The organism is Paenibacillus larvae subsp. larvae (assembly GCF_002003265.1).
GTDB lineage: Bacteria > Bacillota > Bacilli > Paenibacillales > NBRC-103111 > Paenibacillus_H > Paenibacillus_H larvae.
The window spans coordinates 1059314-1078698 of sequence record NZ_CP019687.1 but is presented as its reverse complement, the minus strand read 5'-3'; the positions used below and the strand labels follow the sequence as shown (position 1 = coordinate 1078698).

Annotated in this window: 6 protein-coding genes; all 6 read left to right on the top strand. The window is 46.2% G+C overall.

Annotation, left to right across the window (positions count from 1 at the left end; genetic code table 11):
* The first annotated feature begins 31 nt into the window (after nucleotides 1-31).
* From BXP28_RS05515 to BXP28_RS05490, 6 genes are read left to right on the top strand one after another with little or no spacing between them, the layout of a single operon-like run.
* A complete protein-coding gene (locus BXP28_RS05515) occupies nucleotides 32-1321 on the top strand; it encodes a type I polyketide synthase (RefSeq protein WP_077584941.1) in 1290 nt (429 codons plus the stop codon).
* A complete protein-coding gene (locus BXP28_RS05510) occupies nucleotides 1249-4614 on the top strand; it encodes a type I polyketide synthase (RefSeq protein ID WP_077584940.1) in 3366 nt (1121 codons plus the stop codon). Before BXP28_RS05515 ends, BXP28_RS05510 begins: the two co-directional genes overlap by 73 nt.
* Nucleotides 4615-10197 carry an SDR family NAD(P)-dependent oxidoreductase gene (locus tag BXP28_RS05505; protein ID WP_023484180.1) on the top strand — a complete coding sequence of 1861 codons (5583 nt, stop codon included), beginning with the start codon at nucleotides 4615-4617 and terminating at the stop codon, nucleotides 10195-10197. It begins immediately after the preceding gene.
* A gap of 14 nt (nucleotides 10198-10211) precedes the next feature.
* Nucleotides 10212-11084: a condensation domain-containing protein gene (locus tag BXP28_RS23975; RefSeq protein WP_077584939.1), complete on the top strand. Its 873-nt coding sequence runs from the start codon at nucleotides 10212-10214 to the stop codon at nucleotides 11082-11084.
* Nucleotides 10985-18424, top strand: coding sequence for a non-ribosomal peptide synthetase (locus BXP28_RS05495; protein WP_257125692.1), 7440 nt, complete (start codon nucleotides 10985-10987; stop codon nucleotides 18422-18424). Before BXP28_RS23975 ends, BXP28_RS05495 begins: the two co-directional genes overlap by 100 nt.
* Nucleotides 18425-18439: 15 nt before the next feature.
* Nucleotides 18440-19381, top strand: coding sequence for a hypothetical protein (locus BXP28_RS05490; RefSeq protein ID WP_036654271.1), 942 nt, complete (start codon nucleotides 18440-18442; stop codon nucleotides 19379-19381).
* The last annotated feature ends 4 nt before the right edge of the window (nucleotides 19382-19385 follow it).

Here is a 19385-nt window from a genome sequence, read left to right as displayed (position 1 = left end):
GCTCATTTTATAAAGAAAAGCGGGTTTGCTTATGATAAAAGATAACCATAGAACGGGCTTGGAAATTGCGGTAATTGGTATGGCCGCAAGATTCCCCGGGGCAAAAAATGTCGGACAATTTTGGAATAACCTTATTCATGGGGAAGAGTCTGTTACGTTTCTTACGGATGAAGAGCTTGAACAGGCGGGAGTAAAAGCGGAAACGTATCAGCGGAAAGATTATGTAAAATCGTGTGGCGGGGTATTGGAAAACAAAGATAGCTTCGATGCCTCCTTTTTTGGTTATACCCCCGCGGAAGCGGAAATCATGAATCCGCAAACGAGAATTTTTCATGAATGTACATGGGAGGCTTTGGAGAATGCAGGTTACGATCCTTTCCGGTACGGGCAGCGGATTGGATTATTTGCAGCTGCGGGTTCCAGTCTGGATTGGGAAATCATCACACGCTTATCCGGGAAAAGAGAGCGGCTTGGGGATTATGCCTCCTGGCTGCTTGATAGCCGGGATTTTTTGGCTACCCGAGTATCTTATAAAATGAATCTTACAGGACCCAGCATTCTTCTGAACACGACCTGTTCCTCTTCGTTAGTAGCCATTGATGCGGCCTGTCGAAGTCTCTTAACAGGCCAATGCGAGATTGCACTCGCAGGAGGTGTGTCCGTATCGCCGGCTCCGAAGGAAGGATATATTTACGAGGAAGGTATGATTCTATCACCGGACGGCCATTGCCGGGCCTTCGATGCAGATGCGAAAGGTACAACAGGTGGTGAAGGCGCAGGGATTGTTGTTCTTAAACCGTTGGAGGAAGCTTTACAGGACAACGACAACGTCATTTCCGTTATAAAAGGATTTGCAGTAAATAACGACGGTAACAGAAAAATCGGTTACACTGCTCCGAGCACCATCGGCCAGGCCGAGGCAATTTCAGCCACGATCAGCATGGCTGGTATCGATCCCGAAAGTATTACATATGTAGAAACCCACGGAACGGGAACCATCCTTGGTGATCCTATGGAAATAAAAGCTTTAACCAAAGCCTTTGGGGCAAAAAAGAAGCAGTTTTGCCGGATTGGCTCTGTAAAAACGAATATTGGACATCTGGACGAGGCCGCAGGAATTGCCGGGTTTATCAAAACCGTGCTGGCCTTAAAGCATCGGACTTTACCGCCGAGTCTTCATTTTAACACACCTAATCCGAACATTGATTTTGACGATACACCTTTTCAGGTAAATAACACGGTATCTGAATGGGAGAATACTGGATTTCCCTTGAGAGCCGGAGTCAGTTCTTTCGGAATCGGGGTACAAATGCCCACGTAATTCTGGAAGAGGCGCCCGCACAGCCGAAGTCAAGTGCGGATAATAGACCGCAAGTGCTGCCGCTTTCAGCAAAAACCGCAACTGCTCTTGAGCAGGCAGCGGCCAATCTTGCCGATTACCTGAAGGAAAATAAAAAGATCCATTTAGCTGATATTGCCTATACACTGCAGGCAGGAAGGGCTGTATTTGAACATAAGCGATGGGTAGTTGCTTCAAATCACGATGAGGCTATTGGACTTCTGGAGTCGAAGGATGCAAGTAAAGTTCATACTTACATAGGCGCGGACGAAGTTATGCCGATTGTGTTCATGTTTCCCGGACAAGGGTCGCAGTATGTCAATATGGGGAAAACACTTTACGAAACCGAACCGGCATTTAAAGAAGAGATGGACCGTTGCTTTTGCATCATGCGGCTGGAAACGGACGTTGATTTCATGCAGATCTTGTATCCGGAATTTCTCACTGTTGAGACAAGGAGCAAGATTAATGAAACCCAATTTGCACAGCCACTATTGTTTACGATTGAATACTCGCTGGCATCTGTGCTGATAAGTTGGGGAATAGTTCCTTCCGCTATGATTGGGCATAGCTTAGGAGAATATGTTGCTGCTTGCGTCTCAGGTGTCTTAACGCTTGAAGAGGCGATCCGGCTTGTCATCAAGAGAGGAAAGCTGATGCAAAGTATGCCTCATGGGAGTATGCTCAGCATTCAATTGCCTGAATCAGAGGTAAGGGAGATGCTCTGTACAGAGCCAGATATACACGATGTATCGATCGCCGTAATCAATAGTCCGGACAATTGCGTTGTATCCGGACCTGAAGAAGCGATCCGGCTTCTTGAATCTAAGTTGACAGACAGAGATTACCCGAACTTCCGGGTTCATACTTCTCACGCCTTTCATTCGAACATGATGGCCCCCATGATTCCATTGTTTGCAGAAGAAATAAAACGGTTGAATATACAGTCGCCGACCATACCTTATCTTTCCAATGTAAGCGGAACGTGGATCAAGGCAGGAGAAGTATTGGATCAGGAATATTGGTGTACCCATTTATTGTCGGCAGTCCGATTCTCGGATGGTATCGAAAAATTGCTTGAATACGACAAATGTATATTCATCGAGGTAGGACCTGGTCGATCGTTAAGTGCTTTTGTAAGGCAACAGAAGAAAAAAACGGATCAGCATCGGCTGCTCAATATAGTCAGACATCCGAATGAGAACACTCCCGATAACTATCATTTGGCCGTCCAAATCGGAAAATTATGGGCCCTGGGAGTCGGCTTGGATTGGTTCAGATATCATCGATATCATGACAGACAGCGCATTCCACTTCCTAGCTACCCGTTTGAAGGACAAAGGTACTGGATTGATATAGACGTAGATCAAAAGATAACCGAGCAATTGGAGGGACACACCAGGCGAGTTGAAAAGTTAGATGACTGGTTTTATGTCCCAACCTGGAAACTGAAAAGAAGTCATACCTGTTTGCAAAAGGACAAGGATGGGATTTCCCATGTTCTGTTATTTGCTGCCGAAAACAAAATCGGGGATAAGCTGCATAGAGCCATTGCCAAAAAGACGGATGTCATACTTGTTCGTCCGGGAAGTGCATTCCTTAAAGAAAGCAGTCATGCTTATACGGTCAGGCCGCAGGAGTACGACGATTACGACCGGTTGTTTGCCGACCTGAAGGAGTGCGGCAGTCTGCCAGAGAATATTATACAGGCCTGGGACGTTGACTCCTGCAATCAATCCTCCGTGGATTGTTTGGGAAGAGAAAGTGACTTAAGTATGTTAAGTCTGATGCGAATTGCAAAAACAATAGGCGGACAAAAGCTGGACGATCCAGTGGAAATCGTCGTTTTGACAAGTGGAATTCACCCCATTACAGAGACAGAAAACCTATGTCCGGAGCGTTCTACGGTGCTTGGTCCGGTCCGGGTGATTCCGCTTGAGTATGTTAACCTGACATGCCGCAGTATAGATGTGATTCCTTCTGTTTCCGGCGTCTGGGATGACAAGCTCATTCAAATTATCATTAATGAAGCAATGAGCCGTCTTCCTGAAGCGGTAGTCGCATATAGGGGATACAGCCGGTGGGTTGAAGACTTTGAAAAGATATCGTTGGCGGGCAGCGATGAAATCCCGGCCCTGTTAAAGAAGCAAGGGATATATGTAATTACCGGCGGACTCGGGGGCATGGGACTGGCGATAGCTGAATATTTGTTGAAGGAATTACGGGCAAAAGTAATTTTGCTTGGCCGGACGATGGAACCAGCTAAGCTGAAGAAAGTAGAACATCTGCAAGCTTTAGGCGGGGAAGTAATCGTATGTAAGGCAGATGCAGCAGATTTTAAACAACTGAACAAAGCGATAGATGAAGGTGTGCAAAGGTTCGGAGAGATAAATGGTGTTTTCCATGCGGCCGGTCTTCCTGACGGAGGGCTTATACAATTTAGGGCGGATGAAGAGACTGAACGGGTGCTAGCCCCGAAGATCCTGGGAACCCAAAATATTTACCGTATATTCCAGGATAAAGGACTGGATTTCCTGCTGCTCTGTTCGTCTCTTTCGTCAATACTTGCACCTATAGGACAAGCTGCTTACTGTGCTGCGAACAGCTTTCTCGACAGCTTTGCAACTTCTCATGTATCGGATGAGAGCATGCATATCATATCTGTTAACTGGGATACGTGGCGAGATACAGGTATGGCTTTCGAGGCTGAGAAGAAAGAGAAAAAATTGGGTGGAGAGACCACTGATTTTATTTTGGAAGGCGGATTACTGGCATCAGAAGGTGTGGAAGTGCTGAAACGAATTCTGCATTCGAAGCTGCCTCAAGTCATTATATCTACAGCAGATCTGGATGGCAGAATGAAAGCCAATGAGAAAGACAGCATGCTGACCCGACTGTTGGACAGTCAGGTACAATCGGGACAGTCATATGAAAATAGAAGCCATCCGGAATATGATCTGGAAGAAGCGATTTTAAAAATTTGGTGTGAGCACCTTGGTTATGAGCAAATCGGCATTCACGACAACTTTTTCGATCTTGGCGCCAGCTCTTTGGATTTGATCCAAGTCAGACTGAAAATCATAGAGAAACTCAACATCGGAATAGGCATCGTTGATATATACACACATACGACGATTTCTTCATTATGCAAGTTTTTAACCGGCAGACAGGAAGTAGAAATAAAACAGGAAGAGGTTGTAACGGCTGGACAGATTGGTGAAAGAGGGAAAAACCGCCTACAGCAGCGAAAGAGGCAGATTAGAGGAGGAAATTAAATGAGCATGCAGCAAAACGATAACCAGAACGGACTGGAAGTAGCTGTCATCGGCATGTCATGCCGTTTCCCCGGAGCAAGAAATGTCCTGGAGTTTTGGGAAAATCTAAAGAACGGAAAGGACTGCATCTCGTTTTTTACAGACGAGCAATTAAGGCAATCCGGCATCGAAAAGGAATTAATAGATAACCCCGACTATGTCAGGGCAAAGGGAATAATTGGGGATGCCGAGATGTTCGAACCTTCCTTTTTTGGCTATACACCTACTGAAGCAGCACTGATGGATCCCCAAATCCGGGTGTTTCATGAATGTGTTTGGACTGCTTTGGAGGATGCTGGGTACGACCCGAAAACGTATCTCCGGCCGATTGGATTGTATGCGGGCAGTTCCAACAATATTGCCTGGAACGCAAGGACATTGTTGTCGGATATGGAGATAGACGAATTCTCAAAATCCATGCTTAGCGATAAAGATCTGATTGCTCAATTAGTAGCTTATAAGCTGAACCTAACCGGACCGGTATATACCGTGCAGGCAGCCTGTGCCACTTCGCTTGCAGCCATTCATCTTGCTTGCCAGTCGCTTATAGGCGGAGAATGCGATATGGCTCTTGCCGGAGGAGTATCGATAACCGTGCCCGAACAACAGGGTTATTTGTATTACGAAAACATGCACGAATCCCCGGATGGCCGCAACCGGGCATTTGATGCTGATGCAAGAGGAACGGTTTTCAGCAATGGAGCGGGAGTTGCTGTATTGAAAATGCTGGAGGATGCTATTGCAGACGGAGACCACATTTATGCTGTCATTAAAGGAAGTGCGGTTACTAATGACGGCAGCCGCAAGACCGGCTTTACAGCCCCCAGCCCCCAGGGTCAAGCGGAGGTAATCAAGGCAGCGCTTAAAGTGGCTGATGTCGAACCTGAATCGATCGGTTATCTGGAAGCACATGGTACAGCTACTCCTATCGGCGATCCAATCGAAATTGAAGCGCTTAAAATGGCCTTCCAGAGCAAGGATAAAGGTTTTTGCCAAATTGGTTCGGTAAAAACAAACATTGGTCATTTGGATGCAGCTGCAGGAATTGCCGGATTTATAAAAACGGTATTGACCCTCAAGAATAGGCAGATTCCGCCGAGTCTTCATTATAATGAAGCGAATCCGCGCATTGATTTTGAGAATAGCCCGTTTCGGGTGGCCAGACATCTTCATTCATGGAATAGAGAGATTCCGTTCAGAGCGGGGGTAAGCTCTTTCGGAATTGGGGGTACTAACTCCCATATTATTCTGGAAGAACCACCAAAGTGGTATGGGATGAATCCGGAAAAAAAAGAAGCGGCAGACAGCCCAGAGCTTATCCTGTTATCGGCCAAAACAGAGCCTTCTCTAGAGCTGATGAAAGAAAATCTGACAGCTCATTTATCTGAACATCCGGATACACATCTGGCAGACGCAGCGTTTACACTGCAAACAGGCAGACGATACTTTCCGTATAGAAGTTATTTTATCGGAACAAATTCCCATGACGCAGCAGAAGCTATGAAACCGGGATCCCGGAGAATCCGCTCGAATAAATCTGGAGATGAAGTCCCTTCTGTTATTTTTATATTTTCTGTTCCAAATGAACCCTTTGGCTATATAAAATTAGGGTTTGACTTTTACCAGGAAGAAAAGCGTTTCCGGATACGGATGGACGAGTGTTTTGAAATTCTGAATCGTGTCTATGGTCAAGACCTAAAAAGCATTATGTATTCCGGTAACAGTGATCTCAAGGCGGGCTATCAGGAGGGGTATGAGGACTCCCTGAAATTCAGTATTTCCTATTCATTTGCATCCTTATTGATAGAGTGGGGAATTGAACCGGCAGCCGCTATGGGGGACCGGATTGGCGGAATAATATGCGCTTGTCTGTCTGGAACCCTAACTCTAGAGCAGGGTTTGCGTTTGGTAAAGGCAAATGAGGATATACCGGGTACACCTAAAGAGTTAACGGGAACTCTATCCCTGCCTGTTCCTATTCCATACACCCGCATTGGAGATGATAAGCACCAGTCTGCTATGTTGGCAAAGAAGGATAAAGCCATTTTTATCGAATTGGGTGCAAACGGTGATTTAACCGATATTGCCCATCATTATTTCAGTGACCGACCGGAGAAAGTTATGATTCATCCGGTAAGGAATGATAACGAGCCATTATCGTATTCCAAATATGCGATTCAGGTATTGGGTGAATGCTGGCTTCATGGTATCGTGCCCAAGTGGGACCGGTTCTATCAAAATAAGAAAAGATTTCGTGTTCCGTTGCCGGGGTATTCTTTTAATCGCCAATTGTATACCATTGAAGATGCTTCATACCCACGATTGAAAAATTCTCTTTTATGTCAGCCCATATCCAAAAATCCCAAGATTTCAGAGTGGTTTTATATTCCTGAATGGGAGTCCTGCTTCCTTCTTTCACAGAAAAATACGAGACAAGAGGACGGATTATGGCTGTTTTTCATTGATGAAACGGGGCTTGGCCAACAGGTGGCAGACAGGATGAAGCAAGAAGGCCATGAAGTGATTACTGTCCGGCAAGGCAGGGAATTTGACAAAAAAGGAACAGGTTCTTACCAAATAGACCCGGGAGTTTACGATAACTATATATCTCTAATTGATGATGCCCTCTCTACTGGTAAAACGTTGAAAAATATCGTGCATATGTGGAGTATATCAGCGGGTTTGGATACCCGGCTCGACAAGAAGATTGTAGAGGACGCTCAAGTATCCGGATTTTATAGCCTTATCCATCTTGCAGGCGCTCTGCGCAAACAAAATATACCTGGTCAGATCCATATTGATGTGGTGTCCAATAATTCGATGGATGTCACAAAGAATGAAGTCTTACGTCCGGAGAAAGCGACTATTCTTGGTCTATGTAAAGTTATTCCACAAGAATTTCAGCATATATCCTGCCGGTACATGGATATTGAATTTACCGAAGACAGAGTTTCATCCCGGCATTCGGCACAGCTTATGAATGAAATTCGTTCGGAAGCCGCGGAACCTGTAGTCGCATACCGCGGAAATAATCGTTGGGTACAGACTTTTAAACCAATCCTTCTGGATGAGCCAAAACGAGAAATCCTTCCGTTAAAAGAAGAAGGCGTATACTTGATAACAGGCGGTCTTGGAAGAGTCGGTTACGCATTGGCTGAATATCTGGCCCGGGAATGGAAGGCCAAACTCGTCCTGACAGGAAATTCTCCGATCCCGGATAAAGAGGAATGGCAACGTTGGCTGGAATGCCATGAAGAGCAGGAACCAACAAGTGACAAAATCCGCAAACTTCAACAATTGGAGCAGGCGGGTGCAAGCATATTGGCCTGCCGGGCGAATGTTGCCGACGAAGAACAAATGCGGGCCGTGTTCTCGAAGGCGGAGAAACAGTTCGGTAAGGTAGATGGAATTATTCATGCGGCAGGAGCGAAAGACGATGGTTTGGGTCTCATGGAAAATGGAGATAAGGAAGCATGCGAGAAACAATTTATTCCGAAAATATATGGCCTAATGGTGCTGGCCGATATTTTACGGGAAAAAGAAACGGACTTCTGTCTTTTGACATCATCTGTGGCTTCCGTTTTAGGCGGTCTTGGGCACGGGGCTTATTCTGCCGCGAACATTTTTATGGATATGTTTACGAAAAAGGTGCAGCAAGAAAGTAACATACCTTGGATCAGCGTCAATTGGGATTCCTGGCGCATTTTTGAGGAAGAAACTATTGAGAGCATCGGGACCGAAGTAGTTCAGCTGGCCATGACGCCTGAGGAAGGCATTCAAGTTTTGGAAAGAGTGCTGCATGCAAAGGAGATTGGTCAAATCGTCATATCTACGAGTGATCTTCAAGGAAGAATTGACCGTTGGATCAAGATGGAAACCTTCAGGGAAGAGGGAAAAGGACTTCAGGAAACGTCCCGTTTGCCGGAAGGAATCAACAATAAAGAAGAGCTAGGCACCCGGGAACAGGTGGAAGATTCCCTGATCCGGATATGGCAGCAGGTGCTTGGCAGCCCTGACATAAGCACGGCAGCAAACTTTTTTGAACTGGGAGGGGATTCTTTAAAGGCGGTTACGATCTTATCCATACTTCGCAAAAAGTATAACCTGACCATTCCATTGGCAGAGTTCATTAAAGCGGCAAGTATCCAACATTTGAGTGACTATATTTTGGGACAGAAAAAAGAAACAACCGTTCCGATTCCTCTGGCGGAAAAAAGAGATTACTATCCGTTATCTTCGGCACAACGAAGGATATTTACTCTCGAACGTATTAGGGACATGGGAACAAGTTACAATATTCCTTATGCTTTCATTCTCGATGGCACCGTGGACAAGGACAAGATTGAAAGGGCTTTCCAAGCGTTGGTGCAAAGACATGAATCTTTACGTACTTCATTTGACTACAGAAATGGAGAACCTGTTCAAATTATTCATGAATCCGTCCAGTTCCAGATTCATTATGAAGAACACCAAATACAGAAAGCCGAAGAGATCATTGAGCGGTATATATGTCCATTCGATTTAGGTACGGCACCTTTATTCAGGGTAATGCTTGTAAAGCAATCGGAACATAAGCATCTGCTTTTGATCGACATTCATCATCTGGTGACGGATGGAACGTCAATAGGCTTGATGACCAAGGAGTTTTTGGACCTATATCAGGGCGTCGGTATTCCGAATCAAAGACTCCAATATAAGGACTATGCCGTTTGGCACAATAAGCTTCTGGAATCCGGAAAAATGCAAAAGCAAAAGGAGTATTGGCTTGACAAATTCGCCGGGGAAATACCTGTACTGAATATTCCAATGGATTATGAACGGTCCTTTATGCAAAGTTTTGAAGGAAACAGTGTCAGCTTCTCCATAGACCCGGAAACTACGGATAAGCTTAGAACATTGGCTAAAGAAGAAGATGTCTCTTTATACATGCTGACGTTTGCGTTGTTTAATGCCTTGCTTTATAAGATAAGCGGCCAACAAGATATTATAGTAGGAACAGTGGCGTCCGGACGTACCCATGAAGATTTGGACAAAATGTTGGGTATGTTTATCAATACGCTGGCACTGAGGACTTTCCCGGCCGGAAGCAAAATATTTATTGAGTATTTAAGAGAGGTAAAGAAGACGGTTTTGGATGCGTTTGACAATCAAGATTTTCAATTTGATCAGTTGGTAGAGGAATTAAATCCTCAAGTAGATCCGGGTAGAAATCCAATATTTGATATTTTGTTCGAATGGCAGAACATTGATTCAGAAGATTTGACACTGAAAGATATCAGGATCACAAAAGTTCCCTTCGAACACAAAATATCTCAATTCGACATTTCGTTCATCGGCTGGGAAGCATCTGATCAACTTGTGTTTGAGATCATGTACAGAACTCAGTTGTTCAGAAAAGAAAGCATTGGAAAATTTATAACATTTTTCAAAGAAATTACTCAACAGATTATAGAAAGCCGGAATATTGCTTTGAAAAAGATTGAAATCTCGCATGATCTTGTTGCCGCACAATCAAGAAAGGAAAGAATCGAATTCGATTTTTGACCGGGAGGCTTTCCATGAAATCTAAGAACCGTTTCATGAACCAAATGATTATTATCAATCAACATCAGAATGAATGGGAATATTGGCACCAAAATCTCACCGGGGAAATCGGCATCACCGAATTTCCCGGTGATGCTGTGATGGTTCAAGCTATCGCCGAGCCCAATAAAAGGATGACTTTTGATTTTACCCTGCCGGAATCGGCCGCAGCACAACTGATAAAGCTTGGTGGTAATTCCGACTATGCGATACATGTCATTTTGTTTTCGGAAGTTGCCGTGTTGCTAAACAAATATACCGGAAATGAAGATATCGTCATGGGTTCGCCCATCTACCGCCAGGAAGGAATAGACGGCGAATTTATTAATACGATGCTGCCGCTGAGAACCCGGGTAGAAGCGGGAATGAGTTTTAAAGAGCTGCTGCTTCAGATAAGACAGACTGTTGCCGATGCGGTGGAACACCAGAACTTTCCTATCGATCTGCTGTTTGACCAGCTCCGGGAAGAAAACCAAACGGCAGATACCTCCTTGTACAGCACGGTTGTGATGCTGGAAAATATTCATGACAAGCGGTATCTGGACGCGGTTGCTTACAGGATGCTGTTCCATTTCGTGAGAGAGGATACGGGCATCCGGGAACGGTTCATTTTGACCCGGACCGTTATACGGAGCCGGCGGTCAAGCGAATCATCAGTCACTTTACCCATCTGCTCGGACAGGCGCTCTTGCAGGTGGGAGCTGACATACGGGAGCTCGGCATTCTCCCGGAGCAGGAGCGCTCCCAAATCCTGCTGGAGTTTAACGGCAAGCGCGGCTATTTCCCTCCAGATGCCGCGGTCAGCCAGCTCATCGAAGAGCAGGTACAGAAGACGCCGGACGCCGTAGCCGTCCAATGCGGAGAACACACCCTGACCTACCGGGAGCTTAATGAGCAGGCGAACCGGCTGGCCTGGCTGCTCAAGGAAAAAGGCAGCGGCCCGGATAAGCTCGCAGCGGTACTGTGCGAGCGGTCTATCCCGATGCTGGTCGGCATTCTGGGCCTGTTCAAGGCCGGAGGGGCTTACGTGCCGATTGATGCGGCCTACCCGATGGAACGGATTCGTACGATGCTATCGGATTCCGGGGCGTCCATCGTCCTGACCGTCTCGGCTGTGTTTGCCGGGTCGGATGAGATGTACCGCGGCATCGTGGCCGGCACATCGGTAGAACATATCGTATACCTGGACCGGCTGAAGCAGACTGAACAGGACGAAGCCCTGTTCCGGACGGAGAGGGCGGTATCGCTGCTTGAGCGGGGCGAATCCATCGTGCCGGGTCCGGAAATGGCGCTTTGTTCCGGCAACAAAACGCTTGCGTATGAGGTATACAGGGAACGCACCGGACAGCTTGCCGGTTTTCTTAAGAATCGTCTCGGTAACCAAAGAGATGGTGCGGGTGTGCTGCTGGACGATTCACTTGACAAGCTGGTTGCGTTCTCGGCGCTGCAGCGTTTAGATCTGGGCTATACGGTCCTGGATGCGATGAATCCGGCCGGGCAGCTGCAGGACAGCGGCACCTCCTTCCTTGTCACAACGAGCCGTTATGTGGATGAAGTGGACCGGCTGCTGTGGGAGAGCGAATCCCTTCAAGGTTATGTCCTGCTGGATGAGTATGATGCTGCAAGCAGCGAAAAGCAGCTGCAGATGAGAAACATCTGGGAAGCCGTTGCGGAAGAAACAAGCGAAGCGCTCAACGATTACGGCTGGAGCAGCAGCTATGGCGGGAAAGCGTTCAGCCTTGAGGAGATGCAGGAATACATCGGCAACTTCCAGACGAAGCTGAAACCGCATCTTACGAAGGAATCGAAGGTACTAGAAGTCGGGTGCGGACATGGTCTGCTGCTGTTCCATCTGGCGCCTGATGTAAAGGAATACGTTGCAACCGATCTATCCGGTACGATCATCGAACGGAACCGGGAGAGGGCAAGGCGGGAAGGGTTATCCCATGTAAAGCTCAGGCAGGCGGCCGCCTCGGAGATCGGGGGTATAGGAGAGTCTGATTTTGACGTCATTGTGATGAGCAGCGTCGTTCATTACTTCCCGAATACGTTGTACCTGGAAGAAGTGATACGAAGTGCAATCGGCCTGCTGAAAGAAGAAGGAATCCTCTATCTGGATGATTTGCTGGAGCACCGGAAAAAGGGGGAATTGGCAGAGTCGACGGCGGCCTACAAAGAGGCCAACCCGGGTGTTCCGGTCAAAACAAGCTGGGATGAAGATTTGTTTGTGGATGAGAGCTTCTTTCAGGATCTGCAGCAGAAGTATCCGGAAATCTGCGGCTGGGAAAGCAGCCGGAAGCTGGGTACCATCGACAACGAGCTGACCCGGTTCCGGTATGACGTGATGCTGAGAGTGAACAAGAAGCATGCCAGGGAAGAGAATCGGCGTCCTTCATTATCTGTGCAAAAGGGCAGATATACATGGAAGAATGTGCGGTACTGTGCGTCATGTAAGGATCTGGAGCACCTTCTTGAAACCCGGGGAATAGAGAAGCTGGGAACGGTTGTGGACCAGTCGGCCATTGCGGCTATGCCTGCGGATAATCCGCCGGGGGTCAACAAACCGGAAGATCTTTGCTATGTGATCTACACATCAGGGTCAACAGGCCGGCCGAAGGGTGCGATGGTGGAGCACCGTGGCATGCTGAATCACCTGTATGCCAAAATCCATGACTTCCGGATAACCGGGGACAGCGTCATTGCCCAGAATGCGTCGCACTGCTTCGATATATCGGTCTGGCAGTTTTTCTCGGCCCTGGTGACAGGGGGCAAGGTGGTAATCTACCCGAATGAGCTGACCCTGGATGCGGAGGCGTTCATCGACCACATCCAGCAGGACGGCGTGACGATCCTGGAGGTTGTGCCGTCCTATTTGTCCGTGCTGTTGGAGCATCTGGAGCCGGAGCAGACCGGTCTGGAGAAGCTTGAGCTGCTGGTTGTGACGGGGGAAGCGTTGAAGCCGAACCTGGTGGGCAGATGGTTCGGGAAATATCCCGGAATCCGGATGGCCAATGCTTACGGCCCGACCGAGGCATCGGATGACATCACCCATTACCTGATGGAGCAGGATCCGGGAAGAGTCATGTTGCCTGTAGGAAGCCCGGTACAGAACATGACGATCTACATTGTAGATGAAGCAGGGGAGTTATGCCCGGTTGGCGTGAAGGGAGAAATATGGGTAGCAGGGATAGGAGTAGGCCGCGGGTATTTGAATCAGGAGGAGAAGACAAGAGAGGCGTTCACGGAAGACCCGTTTGCCAAAGAGCCGGGAGTACGGCTGTACAAGACGGGAGATATAGGCCGGTGGCTGGAAGATGGGAACATCGAGTTTCTGGGGAGAAAGGATGACCAGGTCAAAATACGGGGCTACCGGATTGAAATTGGGGAAGTGGAGAACAGACTTAGTGAGATAGCCGGCATTAAGGAAGCAGTGGTGACGGTACGGGGCGGAGAGAAGACCGGGAAGTACCTGTGTGCTTATGTAACGGGGGAAGAGAAGATCGACACGGAGAAGGTGAAGCGGGAGCTTGGCAGAAGCCTGCCGGACTACATGGTACCGGAGTATGTGGTGGAGATGGAGAAGCTGCCGCTGACGAGGAACGGGAAAGTAGACCGCAAAGCGCTGCCGGTACCGGAGAAGCAAGGGGAAGGAAGCGTCAGTTACGAAGCGCCGATCAGCGGTATTGAGAAGAAGCTCGCCGGGATGTGGAGTGAGGTATTGGGTATAGACCGTGTAGGAGTAAACGATAATTTCTTTTATCTTGGCGGGCATTCACTTAAAATGATGTCATTATCCGGGCGGATTCAAAAAGAGTATGGGATTAAAATTACCATGAATCAACTGTTTCAATATCCGACGATTAAGGAGTTCGGGACATTTCTTGAAGATGCCCTGGGCCATGGAAGGTTCGCCCGAAACCTGGATATGCGAATTCCACCGGTTCCGTCCAGCTCTTACTACGAAGTTTCATCTGCTCAAAAACGGTTGTTTCTGCTGAACCGAATTGACAACTTAGGGCTTAGTTACAATATTACGGCAGCCTTTCTTCTGGAAGGTGATCTGAACAAACAAACTGTTGAACGGTGTTTCCGGAACCTGATGGAAAGACATGAGGCTCTGCGAACTTCCTTTATTCTCCATGACGGGGATATTATGCAGCGAATACACGAACATATTCCGTTTGAGCTTAATTATTGCCAAGCGAATGAGAAAGACGTGAATAGTATTATCGAAAGGTTCACGGCCCGATTTGAACTGGATAAAGCACCATTATTAAGAGCCGGTATGATTGAACTTGCAAAAGATAAGCATATCCTGATGTTTGACCAGCATCATATTATCTCGGATGGGGTATCGGTTCAATTATTAATGGAGGAATTCATCCGTTTGTACAACGGAGAAACACTCCCGAATTTGAACATTCAATACAAGGATTTTGCGGCATGGCAAAATCGAATGATGAAGTCGGACTATTTCCGGAAGCAGGAATCGTACTGGCTGGATATATTTAAAAAAGAATGTCCAACCTTAAATCTTCCGCTTGATTTCCCGAGACCGAAATATCAAAGCTATGAGGGAAATGGGATAGATTTCAGGATTAGTAAAGCAATTAACGAGCGGTTAAACGACATGGCCAGAAAAAATGGGGCTACCTTATACATGGTACTGCTTGCAGCATTTCATGTAATGCTCTCTAAGTATACATCCCAGGAGGATATAGTAATAGGTTCTCCTGTTGCAGGGCGGCAGCATCCTGACTTGGAACAGGTATTGGGTGTTTTTATCAACATTTTGTGCATACGTAATGAATCGAAACCCGAGCTTACGTTCCGGGAATTTTTGCAGCAGGTAAAGGGGAACACGTTAGATGCATATGAACATCGGGACTATCCGTTTGAACACCTTGTGAACCAACTTAAGCTCAACCGTGACTTAAGCCGTAATCCAATATTTGATGTCCTGTTTGTATTGCAAAACATGTCGGAAACGAAGCTGCAAATGAATGGACTGAGTGTCACCCCTTATGAGTTCAATAATCATACAACCCAGTACGACTTGAAGCTGGAGATTTTTGAAACAGATGACAATGAATTGGAATGTTCATTTTCATATGGCACAAAGTTATTCAAAAAAGAAACCATTCAGCTTATGGCAGACCGTTTTGTTTGGATCGTGAACCAATTGATGACCCATTCTGACGCAAAACTATCCGAGATCAGTCTTTCAACTGAAGAAGAAAGATATGACATTGTTCACCGGTTTAATGATACCGATATGCCTTTAACCTGTGGAACCATACACGAATGCTTTGAAGAAAGGGTGAGGAAAAAGCCGCATCTTGTGGCACTGGTACACAGAGATCAAGTCATTACCTATCAAGAACTGAATGAGAAAGCCAATCAGGTAGCGCGTTTATTGGCAAAGGCCGGCATCAAAACCAACGAACCGGTTGGCTTAAGTGCAGGCCGAAACGCAAATATGATTACCGCAATGCTCGGAATACTCAAGGCGGGAGGGTGTTACGTACCGATTGACCCGGAATATCCACTGCATCGAAAGCAGCATATTATGCGCCATTCCGGTATTCGCATGCTAATGGTCGATGGGGTCGGTCAATCAGTTGAACTTCTGAATGCTGATTCAGATATTGAAGTACTGATTTCACTATCTCAGCCTGACAATGCTCAAGGTATGCTGCTGAAAAAGCCAGGCATCATCATTTACAACGAGGGTGACATCATGCAACAGCCGACTGAAAATCTCTCCGGAAATAGTCATGCAGGCGACTTGATGTATGTCATGTACACGTCCGGCTCGACCGGTCTGCCCAAGGGAGTAATGGTGACACATGAAAATGTATCCAATTTTATACAGTGGAGTATCAACCACTTTGGTTTAGGTCCGGACGATAATATGATGCTGGTAACATCTATCTGCTTTGACATTTCCGTTTTCGAAATATTTGGAGCACTCTTAAGTTCGGCTACGCTGCATATTGTGGATGCAAAAATGCTGCACGCTCCCAGGGAGCTATTAAATTATATCAGCCAACAGCAAATTCACGTTTGGCATTCTGTGCCGACACTTATGAATCAAGCTGTACTTCTGCTCAATCATTATGGCAATACCCGTACTTTTCATTTTCAACATGTGCGTTTGATTATGCTGGGCGGTGAGTCCTGGAGTGTAAAACTGGCAAAACAAATTAAAGAACACTTCACCCAGGCGGAAATTCACAACATGTACGGACCAACGGAAACAACAATATGGGTTACCAGTTATCACCTTGAAGGGTCTATTGAGGAGATGCGTGAAATCCCTATTGGCAAACCAATTGCCAACAATCAAGTATGGATCAAAGACCCAAATGGCCATTTGTGCAGTGTAGGACTCCCGGGGGACATCTACATAAGCGGAAAAAACGTAACCCAAGGTTACTTCCATAATAATGAGGAAACAGCAAAGAAATTTGTACGGGACAAGCTATCCGGAAAAATTCATTATCAAACCGGGGATATAGGGCGATATTTGCCGGACGGCAGCATTGAATTTCTCGGCCGCAGTGATCATTTGGTTAAGGTGCGGGGTTACAGGGTTGAGACAGGTGAAATTGAAAGAGCACTTCTGCAAAAACAGGGGATTGACCAGGTTGTTGTTGTGGCAAGAAGGGAGCAGGAAACAACGAATCTGGTTTGCTATTATGTCGGCAGTATGGAGCTTGACGGAAAGGATTTGTCACTTCATTTGGAAAACCTGCTGCCTCATTACATGATTCCTTCGAGATTCATCAGATTGGAGAACCTGCCGCTAACGCCCAATGGGAAGATAGACCAGAAAGCACTACGGAATCTGGCGGAGCAGGAGGATGCTGTTGTTGTCCACGATGAACCGGCCAATGAACTTGAAGAAAGAATCGCAAGTGTCTGGCGGGATGTTCTAGGTGTAGAAAAAGTTGATGTTAATGATGATTTCTACCAGCACGGCGGTAATTCCCTTTTGATCATAAAGCTGGAAGTGGAGCTGGAAAAAAGGGGATTATTTAAATCCGGTATTAATTTGTTTGAACACAATACGATCCGCCAATTGGCTGTACGCTTGCAAACGGATAAAAATGATGTGCGGGAAGAGAAACATATTCTCCACCTGAATGACGAATTTGTAGCGGCTGGAGAAACCGGAGAAATGGCTGAACAATACATCCTTACTCCCATGGAACCGTTTAATGATATTTTTTATAAGAATTGCTTCTATAATTCGGCTTTTGCGGTCATGAAACATTTCAACAGGAATGCTGTTGATCTAATAATCAATGACCTTGGCGTATATGCCTACGAACAGAATTTCCAAAAACTAAACATTGAGTATATTCAGCTGAAAGCAATTGAAACAATACTGGAGGAACAGCAAATCGGCATGGAAACGAAAATACGCAGCAGACAAATTGTAGAGGACATCATGCATGCCATCTCTATCAAGCGTCCGGTTATTATCTGGGTCGATTGTTTCTACTCTTCCCTGAGGGCAGACAAATATCAAAAGGAACATTATCCTCATACGTGGCTAGTTTACGGTTATGATACAGCCCTTCTGGAATTCACTATCATCGAGCAGGCTCATAACGACCAGTTGTCATACGGGAAGAGAACGGTGAGTTTTGAAGAGATTGCTTCTGCTTATAACGGTTACGTGGAGCAGTTTTCGGAACAGCATCCGGATGAACCGACCTATTACGAATTCTATTTGGATACTGGATGCGGGGACGGACATGAGGATTTCCACGACCGCAGCAAACATTATACGGATTTTTTACTGGACAGCTATGTCCAAAACAAAGGATCCGTTGAGAAATCTCTTGAGCAGCTGATGTTGTTTATTGACGATTTTGAGGCAATAGCCCTTCATCCGGAAGCTCTGGAGAGAAAAGCACCGGAGTATTTAGAATCTCTCAATGATGTCATTAATGGCAAGCGCGTGGAGCGCTTTAAGGTTCGCAGCTTGTTCGGTGATGAATGGAAAGGGGATCAGCTTATCTCCGATATTATCAAAAACTGGGAAATGGTTCGTACAGTTGTCGCCAAATATCACTTTTCTTCCATATACAATCAACAGGCTGTAGCAGAAGCGATTAGCCGGTTAAAGGTAATCGAACAGCTTGAAACCGAGTATGCAAAAGAACTCATAAAATAATAGGAGTGGGATACGATGGACAAGCAATTCCAATGCGAAGCCTGGTATTTTGAGTGTCGGAAAATAAATTATCTGATGGAATTAAAAAGGCATGGTTTCCCCACCGAAAGCTTATGTTATAACGTGCATGAAGATATTAAAGATGTCATGGAACATGTGGCTACTGTAGGCGAAACGATATGGACTTATGACAGCAAGGGGCTCACGGACGATTTGTCCTGGGTCCCTCTTGATATCCAAACGACCTATTACGGTCAGCCCGAGGAAGTACTGGCGTCCCTGCTTGAGATGAAGGAATCACAATCTGCACTGCTTTGGGTTTATCGGGAAAATCTGGATTATGCGGTGCATGAGGGTACGTTGGAACCGAATACGCTTCACTCCTTATACGTAAATAAAGTCAAACATAACTACGAAAACTTTCAGTTCCATATTCATGATTTGTTTCCGGAATATATCGGTTGGGTGGATGCACATAAAGTTCGCGATTCTATGGAAGATATGGCAGATGAGAACCGGTATATCCAATTTCTCGAATACCAGAAGGATAAGCCGCTTATCTTTGATCGCGAGCATTTATGGCAGGCGTTCCTAGAAGATATTAGAAGGTCCAATAATCATACAGATGCCTACGAACGTTTTTGGAACAATACCATTGACTGGAATGAATTGTATGGAAGTTTCATGAAAGCCTGCGACTATCATAGTGATACGTGGTCATTTCTTGCCGGTTCCCGCTATCTGATCAAACGCTTTTTGGAATGGATGGGACATGGAGGAAAAACTCTTGATTATCTGGAAAATTATGTACATAAGGCCTTGTTGATCCGAAATGTGTATTTGAAAGCGATGATGACCGGAAAAGAACCAAATGAATCCGCTTGGCGGCTTATGAAGGAGGCGGCGGAGGCAGATGAGCAGGCATTCGCTTCCTTGAAAGAAAGCTTTGCGGCCTGAGGGA